Raw genomic sequence first — 18,231 nt, 5'->3', positions numbered from 1 at the left:
GGCCCGGACATGGAACTGCCCGCCTCCGGTCCCGGGGCGGGCAGTTCGCGTTCGTGGGGAGACGAGGCTACTCGCCCTCGGCGGCTTCCTCGGTCGCGGCGGGCTCGCTCGGTCGCGGCGTGTAGCCGCCGGGTACGTACTCGCGGTACTCCTCGAGGGTCCCGTCGAGGACCGGCACCTCGAAGACGGCCTGCTCGCCCTCGACGTCGAACTCGACATCGATGAGGGAGCCCGGGATGTCCTCGAGCCCTTCGAGCGTGGCGTCGTCCGAGGACTCCTCCTCGAACCTGAACTGGCCCTGACCGTCGATGGTCACCTCGGTGGCGGCGCCGCCGGCCTGGATGGAGAGCGTCACGGGGTCGTCGCTCGTGTTGAACACGGTGCCGATGAGCCGTCCGGCCGTCTCGTCGTCGCGGCCGACGATCAGGATGTTGCGCAGGAGCACCGGCCCGAGGTCCTTCACGATGCCGTCGGACGCCGCGTACTGCGTCGTCGTCGACTGCTCCGTGGTGAAGCTGCAGCCGGAGACGCCCAGCGTCAGCAGCACGGCGCCTGCAGCAACGGCCTGCTGCACTCGGTTCTTCGGTGCACTATTCACAGCACAAACTCCTGGGGTTCAACAGGTGGGACCGGGGGTGATCCGGAGCGGACGTACTCAACAGACTATCGGCAACGCCGCCGAATCGTGGTGTCGGTTTACCGGACGCGCAGTGGTCCGGATCACTGAATTCCTCTGTAGTCAAGGGGCGAATCATAGTTCTTTGTGCTTGTTTCGGCCGCCTGACCTGCGAAAACGCGGCATCGGCGTGTCGTTACCGTGATAAACTGGTTCCCGGGAAAGGGGAAAGTCCACATGGTTTTTGAGGTCGGCGAAACAGTTGTTTACCCGCATCACGGCGCAGCGAAGATCGAGGAGATCAAGATGCGCGTCATCAAGGGCGAAGAGAAGATGTATCTCAAGCTCAAGGTGGCACAGGGTGATCTGACGATAGAAGTACCAGCAGAGAACGTTGACCTCGTAGGGGTTCGCGACGTGGTGGGCAAGGAGGGCCTCGAGCACGTGTTCGACGTCCTGCGGGCCGAATTCACGGAGGAGCCCACCAACTGGTCGCGCCGCTACAAGGCGAACCTCGAGAAGCTCGCCTCCGGCGATGTCATCAAGGTCGCCGAGGTAGTCCGGGACCTGTGGCGCCGCGACCACGACCGCGGCCTGTCGGCCGGCGAGAAGAGGATGCTCGCGAAAGCGCGCCAGATCCTCATCTCCGAGCTGGCACTCGCGGAGAAGACCGACGAAGAGAAGGCTGCAAGCGTTCTCGACGACGTCCTCGCCTCCTAGGAGACGACGGCGGCGCGGAAGAGGGACCTTCGGGTCCCTCTTTTGCGTGGTCCTGGCATAGGGTGGCGGGATGTCCGAGAAGCAGCATGCCGTCCCCGCGGTCGGTGTCGTGGTGGTCGCCGCAGGATCCGGGCAGCGGCTGGGCCGGGGCATTCCCAAGGCCCGTGTCCTGTGCGCGGGGCGTACCCTCCTCGAACACTCGCTCGACGCCGTCATCACGGCGGGTGTCGCGAGCCATGTCGTCGTGGTCCTCCCGCGGGACGACGCGGTCCTCTCCGCCGTGGTCGCCGCCGCAGGCCGTCCCGGCGGCCCGGCCGTCACCGGGGTGACCGGTGACGCGACCCGGACGGCCTCGGTCCGAGCCGGCCTCGATGCGCTGCCGGCGGCGATCGCCGTCGTCCTCGTCCACGACGCCGCGCGGGCCCTCACCCCACCGGACGTGTTCCGGCGCGTCGCCACCGCCGTCGCCGCCGGCGCCGCCGCGGTCATCCCCGTGCTGCCGGTCGTGGACACGGTCAAGGTGGTGGACGGCGACGTCGTCACCGCGACCCCGGAGCGCGGCGCGCTGCGTGCCGTGCAGACCCCCCAGGGCTTCGACGCCGTGGCTCTCCGCGCCGCGCACGCCGCCGTCGGTGCGGCCGATCCGACGGTCACGGACGACGCCATGCTGATGGAGGCGCGCGGTGCCACCGTGCGCGTGGTCGACGGCGACGCCCTCGCCTTCAAGGTCACCACGCCGCTGGACCTCGTCATCGCCGAGGCGGTCCTGGCCGGGGTGCCCGTCGACGTCCCGTCCCTCCCGCACGTCGCGGGTTGACCGACCACTACCAGTAGCAGGAGCAGCCGTGTACCTGAGCAAGCACACCCACCTTCCCCGCACGGGCATCGGCGTCGACGTCCACGCCTATGCGCCCGCCGATGCGCCCGCCCCGCTGTGGCTCGCGGGTCTGCTGTGGGAGGGGGAGCAGGGCCTGTCCGGTCACTCCGACGGCGACGCCGTCGCCCACGCCGCGGCCGACGCCCTCTTCTCCGCCGCCGGTGTGGGCGACCTGGGCACCCACTTCGGCACGGACCGGCCCGAATACGCCGGCGCGTCCGGGCACGCCCTGCTCACCGCGGCCGCCGCGATCGTCCGCGAGGCCGGATTCGACATCGGCAACATCGCCGTGCAGCTCATCGGGAACCGGCCGAAGTTCGCGCCGCGCCGGGCGGAGGCGGAGGCGGTCCTGTCCGACGCCGCGCAGGCACCCGTCAGCATCTCGGCCACCACCACGGACGGGCTGGGCCTGACCGGCAGGGGAGAGGGCGTCGCGGCCATCGCGACCGCCGTCCTCGTACGCTCCCGCTGAGGCGCTACGCCCGCGACGCCGCAGGGACGTGCGCTGCCGACGGGTAATCTGGACCGGTGAGCCTGCGATTCTATGACACCGCCCGCGCCGAGGTGCGCCCCTTCGAACCCCTCGAACCGGGCCGGGCGAGTCTCTACTACTGCGGTGCCACCGTCCAGGGGATGCCCCACGTGGGCCACGTCCGCTCGGCGATCGCGTTCGACCAGCTGACGCGGTGGCTCGAGGCGCGGGACCTCCGCGTCACGGTGGTACGGAACGTCACCGACATCGACGACAAGATCCTCGCCAAGTCGCAGGACTCCTTCCGCGACGGCGCCGCCGCCGAGGACCCGTCCGTGGTACCCCAGGAGCAGTGGTGGGCCCTTGCGTACCGGTTCGAGCGCGCTTTCGACGACGCCTACACGGCGCTCGGTGTGCGCCCTCCCACCTACGAGCCGCGCGCCACCGGCCACATCCCCGAGATGCACGCCCTCATCCAGCGGCTCATCGACCGCGGCCATGCCTACCCTGCGCCGGACGGTTCGGGCGACGTCTACTTCGACGTGCGGTCCTGGCCCGCCTATGGCAGCCTCACCCGCCAGGACATCGACGACATGCAGGCCGCGCCCGATGCCGACCCGCGCGGCAAGCGCGACCCGCGTGACTTCGCACTGTGGAAGGGCTCGAAGGACACCGACCCCGCGAGCGCGTCCTGGCCGAGCCCCTGGGGGACGGGTCGACCCGGCTGGCACCTCGAGTGCTCGAGCATGGTCACGAAGTACCTCGGCACGGAGTTCGACATCCACGGCGGGGGCCTCGACCTGCGCTTCCCGCACCACGAGAACGAGATGGCCCAGTCGCAGGCCGCGGGCCACGCGTTCGCCCGCTTCTGGATGCACAACGGCATGGTCACGTACGGCGGCGAGAAGATGTCGAAGTCGATCGGCAACACCGTCAGCCCGCAGGAGATGATCGACGCCGCCGGGCCCCGCGTGGTGCGCTACTACCTCGGCCAGGCCCACTACCGGTCGGTGCTCGACTACCGCGAGACGTCCCTGCAGGAGGCGGCATCGGCGGTGGCGCGCATCGACGGATTCATCGCCAAGGCCTCCGCGCGTGTCGGCGCCCCGGCCCCCGGCCCCGTCCGTGCCGTCGACCTCCCCGACGGCTTCGGGGCCGCCATGGACGACGACCTCAACGTCCCCCAGGCCCTCGCGGTCCTCCACACCACGGTGCGCAGCGGCAACACGGCGCTGGCGGCGGGCGACGACGACGCCGTCCGCGCCGACCTCGACGCCGTCGCCGCGATGACCGCCGTCCTCGGACTGGACGACGCGGGGACCGCCACGTCCGGCACCGCCGCCGACGCCGCGGCCTCGAGGGCCCTCGAGGCGCTGGTCGGTGCGAGGATCGCCGAGCGCACCGCTGCCCGGTCCGACCGCGACTGGGCCCGGGCGGACGCCATCCGCGATGCGCTGGCCGCCGCCGGGATCGTCCTCGAGGACGCGGCGGACGGCGTCCGCTGGTCCCTCGCCGAGGGCTGACCGACCCGGTGCGCGTCCCCTCCCGGTCCGCACGCGCGGCCCGACTGGAACACGTGCGGGCCCACCCGCCCGGCTCCGCGTAAACTGGAGGCGATTCTTCCTCTATATAAAGGTGTTCTTCCATGGCCAGTCACGGACGTCCAGGCGCGGTTCGCAAAACGAAAAAGGGCCCCACCATCGGCACCGGCGGACATGGGCGCAAGTCGCTCGAGGGCAAGGGCCCCACACCGAAGGCGGAGGACCGCCCGTACCACAAGGCGTACAAGAGCAAGGAGCTCGCTGAGCGTGCGGCAGCGAAGCGGGATGGCGGCAAGGGCGCCGGCACCGGCCGCACCCGCGGGAAGGCCGCCGAGGAGGTCGTCACCGGCCGCAACTCCGTGGTGGAGGCGCTCCGGGCCGGCATCCCGGCGAAAGCCCTCCACGTCGCCATCCGCATCGAGATGGACGACCGCGTGCGGGAGTCCCTGAAGATGGCCGCCGAACGCGGCATCCCCGTGATGGAGACCGGCAAGCCCGAACTGGACCGCATGACGGACGGCGCCGTGCACCAGGGGCTCATGCTGCAGATCCCGCCGTACGAGTACGCGGACGCACTGGACCTCGCGGACGAGACCATCGAGCGGTTCCGGCGCGGACACATCGGTAACGCCCCGCTCTTCGTGGCACTGGACGGCATCACCGACCCCCGCAACCTGGGAGCGATCATCCGCTCCGCCTCGGCGTTCAGCAGCCACGGCGTCATCGTGCCCGAGCGCCGCTCGGTGGGCGTGACGGCGTCGGCGTGGAAGACCAGCGCCGGAGCCGCCGTGCGCGTGCCCGTGGCCCGCGTCGGCAACCTCAACGCGGCGCTCAAGGCCTTCAAGCAGAAGGGCATCTTCGTCCTCGGGCTCGACGGCGACGGCGACGTCTCGCTGCCGGAACTGTCCCTCGGCCGCGACCCCATCTGCATCGTCGTCGGTTCCGAGGGCAAGGGCCTCTCCCGGCTCGTCCGCGAGAACTGCGACCAGATCGTGTCCATCCCGATCGATTCCGCCATGGAGTCGCTGAACGCGTCGATGGCGGTGGGAATCACGCTCTACGAGGTGTCCCGCCAGCGTTCCGCCTGATACCGCGCATGACGAACCCCGCACCCCTGACGCGTGCCTCCCGCGAGTTCCCGCTCGGACTCCACCCCGCCCGGGGGGCGTGGGGCGCGGACGCGCACGCCAATGCCGCGGTCTGGGCGCCGGGCATCGCCTCGATGGACGTGCACTGGCGCCGGGCGGACGGCACGTGGACGTCGGAGACCCTGGTGGGGCTCGACGGGGGCGTCCACCACGGCCTGGTGGGCCCGGTCCCACCCGGTGCCCTCTACGCGTTCTGGCCCACGGGCAAGGACCTGCCGGGCGCCGTGGGCGAGGCTCAGTTGCTCCTCGACCCGTACGCCCGGGCCATCGAGACGATCCCTCCCGACCCCGGGGCGGCGGAGACACCGTCGCGCTCCTACTACTCGGTGTTCCTCGAGCACACCTTCGACTGGGGCACGAGCGAACGGCCCCTGACCCCCTGGCGTGACACCGTCATCTACGAGGCGCACGTGAAGGGCCTCACGAAGCTCCACCCCGACGTGCCGGAGCGCGTCCGGGGGACCTACGCGGGCCTCGCCCACCCGGTCATGATCGCCCACCTCCGCGACCTCGGGGTGACCGCCGTGCAGCTCCTCCCCGTGCACTTCCACATCGACGAACCGCATCTCGAGCCCCTGGGCCTCGGCAACTACTGGGGCTACAACACGCTCGGCTTCTTCGCGGCCCACACGGACTACGCCACCGCGGAGGCCCGGGCCGCGGGGCCGTCCGCCGTCCTCGACGAGTTCAAGGGCATGGTCCGCGCGCTCCACGAGGCGGGCCTCGAGGTGATCCTCGACGTCGTCTACAACCACACCGCCGAAGGCGATCAGCACCGCCCGGCACTGTGCTGGCGCGGACTCGGGGACGCCGACTACTACCGGCACGACGCCACCGGGCGGTACGTCGACACCACCGGGTGCGGGAACACGCTCGATTTCTCCCAGCCCCGCGTCGTCGAGTTCGCGCTCGATTCGCTGCGCTACTGGGTGGAGGAGTTCAAGATCGACGGCTTCCGGTTCGACCTCGCCGTGAGCCTCGCCCGCGACGAGCGCAACGTGTTCACGCAGCGACACCCCTTCCTCGTGGCCGTCAGGGCGTCCGAAGCCCTGCGCGGGACCAAGCTCATCGCCGAGCCCTGGGACCTCGGGCCGGACGGCTGGCGGACCGGGCAGTTCCCCATCGGCTGGGCGGACTGGAACGATGGCTTCCGCGACACGGTGCGGGACTTCTGGCTGCACGACATCGCCGCGATCGCGCGCGGAGGGACGGGCTCCTCGCCGGGACGCCTGGCCGGATCCCTGGCCGGATCGGTGGAGCTGTTCGCGGCATCGGGCCGCAGCGCGCTGGCCTCGATCAATCTGGTGACCGCCCACGACGGCTTCACACTCGCGGACCTCACCGCGTACGAGCGCAAGCACAACGAGGCCAACGGCGAGGAGAACCGCGACGGCCACAACGACAACCGCAGCTACAACCACGGCGCCGAGGGACGCACGGAGGACGGGGGCATCCTGGCCCGCCGCGAGCGGAGCGCGCGCAACATCATGGCGTCGCTGCTCATCTCGCTGGGCGTACCGATGCTGATGGCCGGCGACGAGCTCGGGCGTACGCAGCACGGCAACAACAACGCCTACTGCCAGGACAATGAACTCGCCTGGGTGCACTGGCCCGACGACGCCGCGTCACGCCGCATGCTCGGGGCCACGCGCACGCTGCTGTCCATCCGGAAGGACTTCCTGGCGCGGCAGCCCCCCACCTTCCCCTCACGCGGCGACCAGTCGACGCTGGTGTGGTTCAGCGCGGCCGGGCTGCCCATGACCGCGCAGGAATGGGACGACCCGCGGACGCGGACCGTGCAGCTCCTCCTCGGCTCGACCGGCGGCACCATCAACGGACTCGTGGTGATCAACGGCTCGCTCGAGGACACCCGCATCCATCTGCCCTCGGCGTGGATCCTGCAGGGCCAGGGCGTCGAGGGGGAGCAGCCGCGCTGGTTCACCCCCACCTTCGACTCCGCGGCGCGCGGTCCGGTCGACGGGACGCTGCGCCTGCGCTCGGGCGACGGCGACACGGTGGCAGCGGACTCGGTACGCATCTACCGCTGCTGAGGCGGTGACGGCGGATCAGGGACACCCGCCGGGGACGACGAAGCCCTGGAACGACGAAGCCCGGGACCGATCAGGTCCCGGGCTTCGTCGACGATGGCGCAGCAGATCAGGCGTTGACGATGAGTCCCAGTTCGGCCTTCGTCGCCAGCGTCGCGTGCTTCGGCAGCACCCGCACTGTGTAGCCGAAGGACCCGGAGTGGTCGATCCGGACGCCGCCCGTGAAGAGGTAGCGTCCGCTGCCCAGGTTCTCGGCGACGACGAGGTCGTCGACCGTGACATCGCTCAGCTCATCGCTCTCGAGGGCACGCCCGTAGGCGACCTCCACGGCGACGTCGTCGGGGTCGAGGCCCCCGAGGGAGACGTACGCGTTGACGGTCAGGGAATCGCCGATCTGCGGGTTCTCGGACACGCCGGTCGAATCGACGTGTTCCACCTGCACCGCAGGCCAGCTGCCCTGCACGCGGGAGCGCCAGGCGGCGGTCCTCCTCGCGAGCGCGAAGGAGTCGGCGGCGGCCTCCTGGCCGGAGCGCCAGGCCGGGCGGTACAGCTTCTCCACATAGTCCTGCAGCATGCGCTCGGCGGACACGGCCGGACCGAGCGTCGCCATGGTGTGCTTGATCATCGCGATCCACTGGTGCGGGACGCCGTCGCGCGAGGGCTCGGACGGCCCGGCCGCACCGGCACCCTCGGCGGGGACCAGCGAGTAGAAGCGCGGGCTCACCTGGGTCTCGAGGAGGTCGTACAGGGCCGCGGCCTCGATGTCGTCGCGCTCGTCGGCGGAGGCGCCGTTGTTGGCGGTCGGGATCGCCCAGCCGTTGTCGCCGTCGTACATCTCGTCCCACCAGCCGTCGAGGACGGAGAGGTTGAGACCGCCGTTGATCGCGGCCTTCATGCCGGACGTCCCGCAGGCCTCGAGCGGACGCAGCGGGTTGTTCAGCCACACGTCGCAGCCCGGGAACAGCGTGAGGGCCATGGCGATGTCGTAGTTGGGCAGGAAGACGATGCGGTGGCGGACCTCGGGGTCGTCCGTGAACCGCACCAGGTCCTGGATCATGCGCTTGCCCTGCTCGTCGGCGGGGTGTGACTTGCCGGCGATGACCAGCTGGATGGGGTGCTCCGGGTGCAGCAGCAGCGCCTTGAGGCGGGCGGGGTCGCGCAGCATGAGCGTGAGGCGCTTGTACGTCGGGACGCGGCGCGCGAAGCCGATCGTCAGGACGTCGGGATCCAGTACGGAGTCGGTCCACGCCAGTTCGGCGTCGGCCGCGCCGCGCTTCTTCCACGAGGAGCGCAGGCGCTGGCGCACGTCGTCCACGAGGTTCGAGCGGAGGCTGCGGCGCAGGGCCCAGATGTCCGTGTCCGGGACGTCGTAGACCTTGGCCCACTGGGGGTCGAGGACGGATTCGGCGCCGAAGTGCTCGAGGGCGAAGTCCGCGATCTGCGGGTCCACCCAGCTCGGCACGTGCACGCCGTTGGTCACGGACGTGATGGGCACCTCGCGCGCGTCGAACCCCGGCCAGAGTCCGGAGAACATGCCGCGCGAGACCTCGCCGTGCAGCTTCGCCACGCCGTTGGCACGCTGCGCGAGGCGCAGGCCCATGACGGCCATGTTGAACTTCGTCGGGTCGCCGTCCGCGTAGTTCTCCGCGCCGAGGGCCAGGACGCGGTCGGTGGGCACGGCGGGCGCGAGGCCGGCGTGGAAGAAGTGCTCGATCTGGGAGCGCTCGAAGCGGTCGATACCGGCGGGCACCGGAGTGTGGGTGGTGAACACGGTGGACGCGCGTCCCGCAGTGAGCGCCTCCTCCCAGCTCATCGGCGACTCGTTGGACGGGTCCATGAGTTCGCGGATGCGCTCGATCCCGAGGAAGCCGGCGTGGCCCTCGTTGGTGTGGAAGACCTCGGGGGCCGGCGTCCCGGTGAGGCGCTGGAAGATGCGCAGGGCCTTCACCCCGCCCATCCCGAGGAGCAGTTCCTGCTGGAGGCGCTGGTCCCCGCCGCCGCCGTAGAGGCGGTCGGTGACGTTGCGCGCCGCGTCGTCGTTCTCGGCGACGTTCGAGTCGAGGAGCAGGAGGGGCACACGGCCGACGTCGGCACGCCAGATGTGCGCCGACAGTTGCCGGCCGTTGGGCAGGGGCAGCACCACCATCGCGGCGGAGCCGTCCTCCTCGCGGAGCAGGGTCAGCGGCAGGCCGTCGGGGTCGAGGACCGGGTAGGTCTCCTGCTGCCAGGCGTCCCGGGACAGGGACTGCTTGAAGTAGCCGGCCTGGTAGAGCAGGCCCACGCCGATCAGGGGGACACCGAGATCGGATGCGGACTTCAGGTGGTCGCCGGCGAGGATGCCGAGGCCGCCGGAGTACTGCGGGAGGACGGCGCTGATGCCGTACTCGGGGGAGAAGTAGGCGATGCTTCGGGGCGCATCCTCGCCGAGGCCCTGGTACCAGCGCGGTTCCGTCAGGTAGCTGTCGAGGTCGGCGCCGAGTTCGTGGATGCGCTGCACCAGTTTCTCGTCGGCGGCGAGCTGCTGCAGCTTCTCGCGTGTCACGGAGCCCAGGAAGGACACCGGATCGTGGCCGCTCTCCTCCCAGGCGGCGCGGTCGATGTCCTCGAACAGGCGCGAGGTCGGCAGATGCCAGGACCAACGCAGATTGCTTGCGAGCTTGCCCAGGGGGGCGATGCTCTCGGGGAGGACGGTTCTGACGGTAAATCTGCGGATGGCCTTCACCCCGGTTACGCTAGCGCACTTGCCCTGCGCAGGGGAGACGGGTGCGCAAACGCTTGCGTAATACAGGAGCGGGCTTGACGTTACGCCAAGCCCCCTTAGCATTTCGGCCCATTACTCGCTAACGTCGTGCAGGTGAGCACTCCTACCGAGCAGAACCGAAATGCCCCGTATCCCGAGGGACTGCGCTTCGGCCGCATCCCGATCACGGCGGTCAGTCCCGTCGTCGAGGACGGACGCTTCCCTGCCAAGGGGATCCCGGGCTCGGACATCGCCGTAGGGGCGACCGTCTTCCGGGAGGGCCACGACCAGCTCGGCGTCTCGGCCGTGCTCTACGATCCCCGCGGCAAGGAGGTGCAGCGCGTCCGCATGACGCCGGTCGGATCCGGCCTCGACCGCTGGGCCGGGACGCTGACACCGCGGGCCAAGGGACTGCACACGTTCACGATCGAGGGCTGGTCCGATGTCTACGGCACGTGGGAACACGACGCCACCATCAAGATCGCCGCGGGGGTCGACGTCGAGCTCATGCTCGCCGAAGGGGCCGCACTCTTCACGCGGGCCGCAGGGGAGCGGACCGCCCGCGACGCCGCGCTCTTCCGCCGTGCCGCCGACGTCCTTGCTGACACGGCACAGAGCGTCGAGACGCGCCTCGCCGCGGGTCTGTCCCCCGAGATCCACGAGGCCATCGCACGCCGGCCCATCCGCTCGCTCGTGACCGCCTCGCAGGCCTACCCCATCAACGTGGAGCGCGAACTGGCCGGGCGCGCCGCCTGGTACGAGTTCTTCCCCCGCTCCGAGGGCGCCACCTACAACCCCGAGACGGCGGAGTGGACCTCGGGGACCTTCCGCGAGGCCGCCAAGCGGCTCGATGCCGTCGCGGCCATGAACTTCGACGTCGTGTACCTGCCGCCCATCCACCCGATCGGCCGCACGCACCGCAAGGGACCGAACAACACGCTGACGGCCGGCCCCGCCGACCCCGGCTCGCCCTGGGCCATCGGCTCCGCCGACGGCGGCCATGACGCCATCCACCCGGACCTCGGCACCTTCGAGGACTTCGACGCATTCGTCGCCCGGGCCCGCGAGCTGGACCTCGAGGTGGCCCTGGACCTCGCCCTGCAGGCCGCACCGGACCACCCCTGGGTCCAGACGCACCCCGAGTGGTTCACCACGCGCGTGGACGGATCGATCGCGTACGCGGAGAACCCGCCGAAGAAGTACCAGGACATCTACCCCATCAACTTCGACAACGACCCGAAGGGGCTGTCGAAGGAGATCCTGCGGATCGTCCTCCTGTGGATCCAGCACGGCGTGAAGATCTTCCGGGTGGACAACCCGCACACCAAGCCGGTGCAGTTCTGGGAGTGGCTGATCGCCCGCGTGAACAAGAAGCATCCCGACGTCATCTTCCTCGCGGAGGCGTTCACCCGCCCGCCGATGATGCATGCGCTCGGCCGCGCCGGGTTCCAGCAGTCCTACTCGTACTTCACGTGGCGGAACACCAAGACGGAGCTGGAGGAGTATTTCACCGAGATCAGCTCGGTGTCGCCGGCCTACTTCCGCCCCAACTTCTTCGTGAACACGCCCGACATCCTCACCGAGTACCTCCAGTACGGCGGGCCGGCGGCGTTCAAGATCCGTGCCGTGCTCGCGTCCATGGCCAGCCCCCTGTGGGGCGTCTACTCCGGGTACGAGCTGTTCGAGCACGTCGCCCGCCCTGGCGCCGAGGAGTACATCGACAACGAGAAGTTCCAGTACCGTCCCCGGGACTACGCCGCAGCCGAGGCGGAGGGCCGCTCGCTGGCCCCCTTCATCACACGGCTCAACGCGATCCGCCGCGCGCATCCCGCGCTCGGCGACCTCGAGAACCTCACCGTCCACAGCAGCACCGATCCCTCGACGGTGGTCTTCGCCAAGCACAAGCAGACGGCCGAGGGCAAGGACACCATCATCGTCGTCGTCAACGTCGACCCGCATAGTACGCGCGAGAGCACCGTGTCGCTGGATCTCGCGAAGCTCGGGATCGACGCCGCGGACCTCGACGGGAACGGTACATTCCTCGTGGACGACCTCGTCACGGGCCAGACCTTCGCGTGGGGCGAGCACAACTACGTGCGGCTCGACCCCTACGTGGAACCCGCCCACATTCTCTCAATCAGGAGGCAGCACTAGTGCCCAACCCCTTCCAGCTCAACGCACCTGGACTGGCCCACGACCCCCACTGGTTCCGCAAGGCGGTCTTCTACGAGGCGCTGGTCCGGGGTTTCGCCGATGCGAACGGGGACGGCTCCGGTGACCTCTCGGGGCTCATCGAGAAGATGGACTACCTCCAGTGGCTCGGCGTGGACTGCCTGTGGCTTCCTCCGTTCTTCAAGTCGCCGCTGCGCGACGGCGGGTACGACATCTCCGACTACTACGACGTCCTCGACGAGTTCGGCTCCCTGGGCGACTTCAAGCGGCTCGTCGCCGAGGCCCACGCGCGCGGCGTCCGGGTCATCATCGACCTGCCCATGAACCACACCTCGGACCAGCACCACTGGTTCCAGGAGTCACGGCGGGACCCCGAGGGTCCCTACGGCGACTTCTACGTCTGGAGCGACACGGACGAGAAGTACGAGGACGCGCGCATCATCTTCGTGGACACGGAGGAGTCGAACTGGACGTTCGACCCGGTCCGTCGCCAGTTCTTCTGGCACCGCTTCTTCAGCCACCAGCCGGATCTCAACTTCGAGAACCCCAAGGTGCAGGAGGCCATCTTCGATGTCGTGCGGTTCTGGCTGGACCAGGGCATCGACGGGTTCCGGGCGGACGCCATCCCCTACCTCTTCGAGGAGGAGGGCACCAACTGCGAGAATCTGCCGGAGACGCACGGGTTCCTCAAGCGCCTCCGCGCGATGGTGGACGAGAACTACCCCGGCCGCGTCATCATCGCCGAGGCGAACCAGATGCCCGACGAAGTGGTGGAGTACTTCGGCAGCGAGGACGAGCCCGAGTGCCACATGTGCTTCCACTTCCCGATCATGCCGCGGCTCTTCTACGCGCTGCGTGACCAGAAGGCCGCGCCCATCATCGAGACGATGGCCGAGACCCCTGACATCCCCGCGGGCGCCCAGTGGGGCACGTTCCTGCGCAACCACGACGAGCTGACGCTGGAGATGGTCACCAACGAGGAGCGGGAGGCGATGCTCGGGTGGTACGCCCCCGATCCGCGCATGCGCGCGAACGTCGGTATCCGCCGTCGACTGTCCCCGCTGCTCGACAACTCCCGCGCCGAGGTGGAGCTGATCCACGCGCTCCTGCTGTCGCTGCCCGGCAGCCCGTTCCTCTACTACGGGGACGAGATCGGCATGGGAGACAACATCTGGCTCGAGGACCGTGACGCGTCGCGGACCCCGATGCAGTGGAACCCGGACCGCAACGCCGGCTTCTCGCCCGTAGATCCCGGCAAGCTGTACCTGCCGGTCGTGCAGTCGCTGGTGTACCACTACAACCACGTCAACGTCGAGGCGCAGATGGCGACCTCCAGCTCGCTGCTGCACTGGGTCCGGCAGATGCTCGCGGTCCGTAAGGCGCATCCGGCCTTCGGGCTGGGCGTCTACCGGAACGTCCCGGTGGAGTCGGAGCACGTCCTGGCCTTCCTCCGCGAGGTCGAGCACGGCAACAACGAGGGCGAGCCCGCGGAATCGGTGCTCTGCATCTTCAACCTGTCGCAGCACCCCGTCGCGGCGAAGATGCGCCTTCCCGAGTTCGCCGGCCGTGGCCTGCGCGATCTGTTCGGCGGCGCCATCTTCCCGGCGTTCGAGGAGGACGGCGAGATCACGCTGACCCTCGGCAGCCACGACTTCTTCTGGCTGCGTGTCCGCTCGGCCAGCTCCAACACGGCGTCGCCGCACACCGAGGCGATGCCCGTCATCTCCATCCCGGAGGCGGTCAGGTAATGGCGACCCATACGCCCTACGTCCCGGAGATCCTCACCGGGTGGTTGCCGTCGCAGCGGTGGTTCCCCGTGAAGGGGGAGTCGGTGGACCTGACGGTCGTCGGCGGGACGGTCCTCGAGGACCCGGCCGGCGAGGCGGGCTTCGAGGTGCACTTCCTGGCTGTCACCTCCGGTACGCGCACCGACGTCGTCAGCGTGCCGATCAGCTATCGCGCGGCACCGCTCGACAGCGCCGCGTCCGGACTCATCGGCCAGGTGGACCACCCGGAGCTCGGCGCGCGGTGGGCGTACGATGCCACCCACGACGCCGACTTCGTGCGCCTCTGGGTCGACTTCATCCTGACCCGCGGGACCACGGCCGACGGCCGCCTCGTCGGCGAACTCGTCAAGGCGCCGGCACGTCAGGAGCCCGGCACGGTGCCACCCGTCAGGGTGCTGCAGGGCGAGCAGTCCAATACCTCCGTCGTCCATGGATCCGGTCCGGGCTCGATGATCGTGAAGTTCTTCCGGGTGCTCGCCGCCGGTGAGAGCCCCGACGTGCAGATCAGCGCCGAGCTCACGGCCGGCGGATCCACGGACACCCCCGACACCTTCGGCTGGGTGACGGGGACCTGGCAGGCAACGGACGCCGAGCCCGGCCACCACGTCACGGGCCACGTCAGTGTCCTGCGGGACTTCGTCGAGGGGAGCACCGACGCCTGGCGCACGGCTTCGTCCGCCGCGTCCACCGCCACCGGCTTCACGGCGGAGGCCCAGGGCCTCGGCCGTGCGGTGGCACGCATCCACCGGCAGCTCGACGGCGCCTTCGGCAGCCGCACGGCCACCGAGGCCGAGGAGCGGGAGTTCAAGGAGGCCCTCGCGCAGCGCATCCGCTGGGCGTGGGAGGAGGCGGGCGACGTCGTAGGCGACCTCGGCGCCGAGGTCGACCGCATCATCCACGAGATCGAGGACCTCGATGAGATCCCGCCCCTGCAGCGGATCCACGCCGACCTCCACCTCGGACAGGTGCTGCAGGCCCCCGACGGCACGTGGCTCGTCATCGACTTCGAGGGGGAGCCGCTCAGGCCCACCGCCGAGCGCAGCGTCCCCGACGTGACGGTGCGCGACGTCGTCGGGATGGTCCGCTCGCTCGAGTACGCGGCCGCGTCCCGCGGGGCCGCCCCGCTCGGTTCGCCCGACGCCACAGCGACCGAACAGTGGTCCGATGCCGCCCGCGAGGCCTTCCTCGAGGGGTACGCGGAGGAGATCGGCGCGCCCGTGGACACCTCCGGCCCGCTCTTCCGTGCCCTCTGGCTGGACAAGGCCCTGTACGAAGTCGTCTACGAGATCCGCAACAGGCCCGACTGGGTCGAGATGCCTGCACGGGACGTGCGCCGCGCGTTGGGCGCGACGTCCGGTGCGGACGCAACGAAAGCAGCTGACATGAATCCTCCCAAGAACGCCGACCGCGACCAGGGCGCCGGGCAGACGAACATCGTCGCCAAGGCCGCCAAGACCGTTGCCGAGACGGCGAAGGCCGCCACGGACAAGGCGAGGAGCGCCGTCGCCGAGGTCGCGGACAAGGCCCGCGACGCCGGTTCCGGCCAGACCGGGACGGCGCCGGCCGCCACCGGAGCCGCCGACCTCACGCCCGTGGCCGTCGACCAGTCCGTCCTCCACCAGGTGTCGGAGGGCGTGTACCACCAGCCCCACGCCGTGCTGGGTGCGCACCTCGGTGACGACGACGTCGTCACCATCCGCACGCTGCGCCGCCTCGCGCGGTCCGTCGTCGTCGTCACCGGATCCGGCCGCACGGAACTCCGGCACGAGCACAACGGCATCTGGGCCGGTGCCGTCAGGGCGGAGAACCCCGGGCACGTCCCCGACTACCGGCTCGAGGTGACGTACGAGGGTGATCCGATCACCGTCGACGACCCCTACCGGTTCCTGCCGACACTCGGCGAGATCGACATGCACCTCATCGGCGAGGGCCGGCACGAGACCCTGTGGACCGCGCTCGGCGCACACGTCCGCCACTACTCGTCCGTCGTCGGCGACATCGAGGGTGTGTCCTTCGCGGTGTGGGCCCCGAACGCCCGGGCCGTCCAGGTCATGGGTGACTTCAACGGCTGGGACGGCAGCGTCAACGCCATGCGCGCCCTCGGCAGCTCGGGCATCTGGGAGATCTTCATCCCCGACGCCGGTGTGGGCACGTGCTACAAGTTCCACATCCTCGGCAGCGACGGCCAGTGGCGCGAGAAGGCCGATCCCATGGCGCGCGGCACCGAGATCCCGCCACTCACCGGCTCGAAGGTCGTCGAGAGCACCTACGTGTTCGGGGACGACGAGTGGATGCAGGCCCGCGCGGCCGGCGACCCCCACAACGGCCCCATGAGCGTCTACGAGGTGCACCTCGGTTCGTGGCGGCAGGGACTGAGCTACCGGGAACTCGCCGAGCAGCTCGTGGAGTACGTCTCCTGGCAGGGCTTCACGCACATCGAACTCATGCCCGTCGCCGAGCACCCGTTCGGTGGCTCGTGGGGTTACCAGGTGACGTCCTACTTCGCGCCGACGTCGCGGTTCGGCTCGCCGGACGACTTCAAGTACCTGATCGACCGGCTGCACCAGGCCGGGATCGGCGTGATCATGGACTGGGTCCCGGCCCACTTCCCGAAGGACGCCTGGGCCCTGGCCAAGTTCGACGGCGGCACGCTGTACGAGCACGGGGACCCGTTCCTCGGCGAGCACCAGGACTGGGGCACCCTGATCTTCGACTTCGGGCGCCGCGAGGTGCGCAACTTCCTCGTCGCGAACGCGCTGTACTGGCTCGAGGAGTTCCACATCGACGGTCTCCGTGTCGACGCCGTCGCGTCGATGCTCTATCTGGACTACTCCCGGCAGGAAGGGCAGTGGCGTCCGAACAAGTTCGGCGGCCGCGAGAACCTCGAGGCGATCTCCTTCCTGCAGGAGGTCAACGCCACCGCCTACAAGCGGGCTCCGGGCATCGTCATGGTGGCCGAGGAGTCGACGGCGTTCGACGGCGTCACCCGGCCCACGAGCAGCGGCGGCCTCGGGTTCGGTATCAAATGGAACATGGGCTGGATGCACGACACCCTCCAGTACATCTCCGAGGACCCGATCAACCGGGTGCACCACCACGGGAAGGCCACCTTCTCGATGGTCTACGCCTACACCGAGAACTTCATGCTGCCGATCAGCCATGACGAGGTGGTCCACGGCAAGGGATCGCTCCTGCGCAAGATGCCGGGCGACCGGTGGCAGCAGCTCGCCAACGTCCGGGCCTATCTCGCCTTCCAGTGGGCGCACCCCGGCAAGCAACTCATCTTCATGGGGTCGGAGTTCGCCCAGGAAGCGGAGTGGGCCGAGCACCACAGCCTCGACTGGTGGCTGACCGAGACGCCCTCGCACCAGGGCGTCCAGCACCTCGTCCGTTCCCTCAACTCGATCTACCGGAACACCCCCGCGCTCTACGCACGGGACAACGAGCCCGCCGGCTTCCAGTGGATCGACGAGAACGACGGCGAGCACAACACGCTGTCCTTCATCCGCTGGGACCACCAGGGCAACCCGCTGGTATGCATCGCCAATTTCGCGGGTGGACCGCACGAAGGTTTCCGCGTGGGCCTGCCCTGGGCGGGGGAGTGGACCGAGGTCCTCAACACCGACTCCGCCGAGTTCGGCGGATCGGGTGTGGGCAACGCCAGCCCCATCACCGCGAAGGAAGGCGCCCACAACGGGCAGCCCGCATACGGCGACGTCCGAGTACCGCCTCTCGGGGTGCTCTACCTGAAGCCCGCCACTTCCTGACCCGTCAGGCAGGTCCCTCGGCCCGAACATCGGCCGGCACGACAGCGGCGGACCCCGGAAGCGGGGTCCGCCGCTGCTTTGCATCCACGGGCGGGCGATGCTACTGTTTATATCCGCGCTGATGAAGTTATCTGGTCGGCCGACAACCACAGAACCGAGAAGTCCTTCCTACCCGTTCGGGTAGGAACAGGGGATCGGGGAAGCGGGAACCGGCCGATTTGGAGAACGGAAGCAGCAAGGGTAGGCTTGTGAAGTTGCTTCGGAGCGAGGACATGACGGTTTGGTTGTGTTTGGTGCCGGTAGCTCCTGTTGTTTGAGAACTCAATAGTGTGCCAAGTTTGTT

At 69.5% G+C, this 18,231-nt stretch carries 11 protein-coding genes; 9 read left to right on the top strand and 2 right to left on the bottom strand.

Annotated elements, in window-relative coordinates:
• Positions 1-67 precede the first annotated feature (67 nt).
• Entirely contained in the window at positions 68-598 is a 531-nt protein-coding gene (locus AC4D2C_RS00055) for a hypothetical protein (RefSeq protein ID WP_490904399.1), read from the bottom strand.
• 255 nt (positions 599-853) lie between these two features.
• Between AC4D2C_RS00055 and AC4D2C_RS00050 the strand changes: the two genes are divergently transcribed.
• The 6 genes from AC4D2C_RS00050 to glgX all read left to right on the top strand — a co-directional run bounded on the left by AC4D2C_RS00050 (position 854) and on the right by glgX (position 7,425).
• Positions 854-1,336 (top strand): CarD family transcriptional regulator, encoded by a 483-nt coding sequence (locus AC4D2C_RS00050; RefSeq protein ID WP_104049001.1) that lies wholly within the window; start codon positions 854-856, stop codon positions 1,334-1,336.
• 70 nt (positions 1,337-1,406) lie between these two features.
• Positions 1,407-2,153: a 2-C-methyl-D-erythritol 4-phosphate cytidylyltransferase gene (gene ispD / locus AC4D2C_RS00045; protein ID WP_490911643.1), complete on the top strand. Its 747-nt coding sequence runs from the start codon at positions 1,407-1,409 to the stop codon at positions 2,151-2,153.
• A 28-nt stretch (positions 2,154-2,181) separates the two neighbouring features.
• On the top strand, positions 2,182-2,685 hold the full coding sequence (ispF, locus tag AC4D2C_RS00040; protein ID WP_490911642.1) for a 2-C-methyl-D-erythritol 2,4-cyclodiphosphate synthase: 504 nt from the start codon (positions 2,182-2,184) through the stop codon (positions 2,683-2,685).
• A gap of 56 nt (positions 2,686-2,741) precedes the next feature.
• Positions 2,742-4,208 carry a cysteine--tRNA ligase gene (cysS, locus tag AC4D2C_RS00035; RefSeq protein ID WP_490911641.1) on the top strand — a complete coding sequence of 489 codons (1,467 nt, stop codon included), beginning with the start codon at positions 2,742-2,744 and terminating at the stop codon, positions 4,206-4,208.
• Between the two features lie 122 nt (positions 4,209-4,330).
• On the top strand, positions 4,331-5,314 hold the full coding sequence (rlmB, locus tag AC4D2C_RS00030) for a 23S rRNA (guanosine(2251)-2'-O)-methyltransferase RlmB (protein WP_490904395.1): 984 nt from the start codon (positions 4,331-4,333) through the stop codon (positions 5,312-5,314).
• Positions 5,315-5,322: 8 nt separating this feature from the next.
• Positions 5,323-7,425 (top strand): glycogen debranching protein GlgX, encoded by a 2,103-nt coding sequence (glgX, locus tag AC4D2C_RS00025; protein ID WP_490911640.1) that lies wholly within the window; start codon positions 5,323-5,325, stop codon positions 7,423-7,425.
• 106 nt (positions 7,426-7,531) lie between these two features.
• On the opposite strand, the gene glgP is transcribed toward glgX, so the two are convergent.
• Entirely contained in the window at positions 7,532-10,144 is a 2,613-nt protein-coding gene (gene glgP / locus AC4D2C_RS00020; RefSeq protein ID WP_490911639.1) for an alpha-glucan family phosphorylase, read from the bottom strand.
• A gap of 132 nt (positions 10,145-10,276) precedes the next feature.
• Between glgP and AC4D2C_RS00015 the strand changes: the two genes are divergently transcribed.
• Genes AC4D2C_RS00015 through glgB form a run of 3 tightly spaced genes read left to right on the top strand, consistent with a single transcriptional unit; the run spans position 10,277 to position 17,888 of the window.
• Positions 10,277-12,316 (top strand): alpha-1,4-glucan--maltose-1-phosphate maltosyltransferase, encoded by a 2,040-nt coding sequence (locus AC4D2C_RS00015; protein ID WP_490911638.1) that lies wholly within the window; start codon positions 10,277-10,279, stop codon positions 12,314-12,316.
• Complete coding sequence (treS, locus tag AC4D2C_RS00010) at positions 12,316-14,082, top strand: maltose alpha-D-glucosyltransferase (RefSeq protein WP_490904391.1); 1,767 nt, start codon at positions 12,316-12,318, stop codon at positions 14,080-14,082. The genes AC4D2C_RS00015 and treS overlap by 1 nt, the downstream gene beginning before the upstream one ends.
• Positions 14,082-17,888 carry a 1,4-alpha-glucan branching protein GlgB gene (gene glgB, locus AC4D2C_RS00005; RefSeq protein ID WP_490911637.1) on the top strand — a complete coding sequence of 1,269 codons (3,807 nt, stop codon included), beginning with the start codon at positions 14,082-14,084 and terminating at the stop codon, positions 17,886-17,888. The genes treS and glgB overlap by 1 nt, the downstream gene beginning before the upstream one ends.
• The last annotated feature ends 343 nt before the right edge of the window (positions 17,889-18,231 follow it).

It is taken from the genome of Arthrobacter sp. TJ-240 (assembly GCF_058269195.1).
The sequence above is the reverse complement of the archived record's forward strand: the minus strand, read 5'-3'. Positions and strand labels throughout refer to the sequence as shown.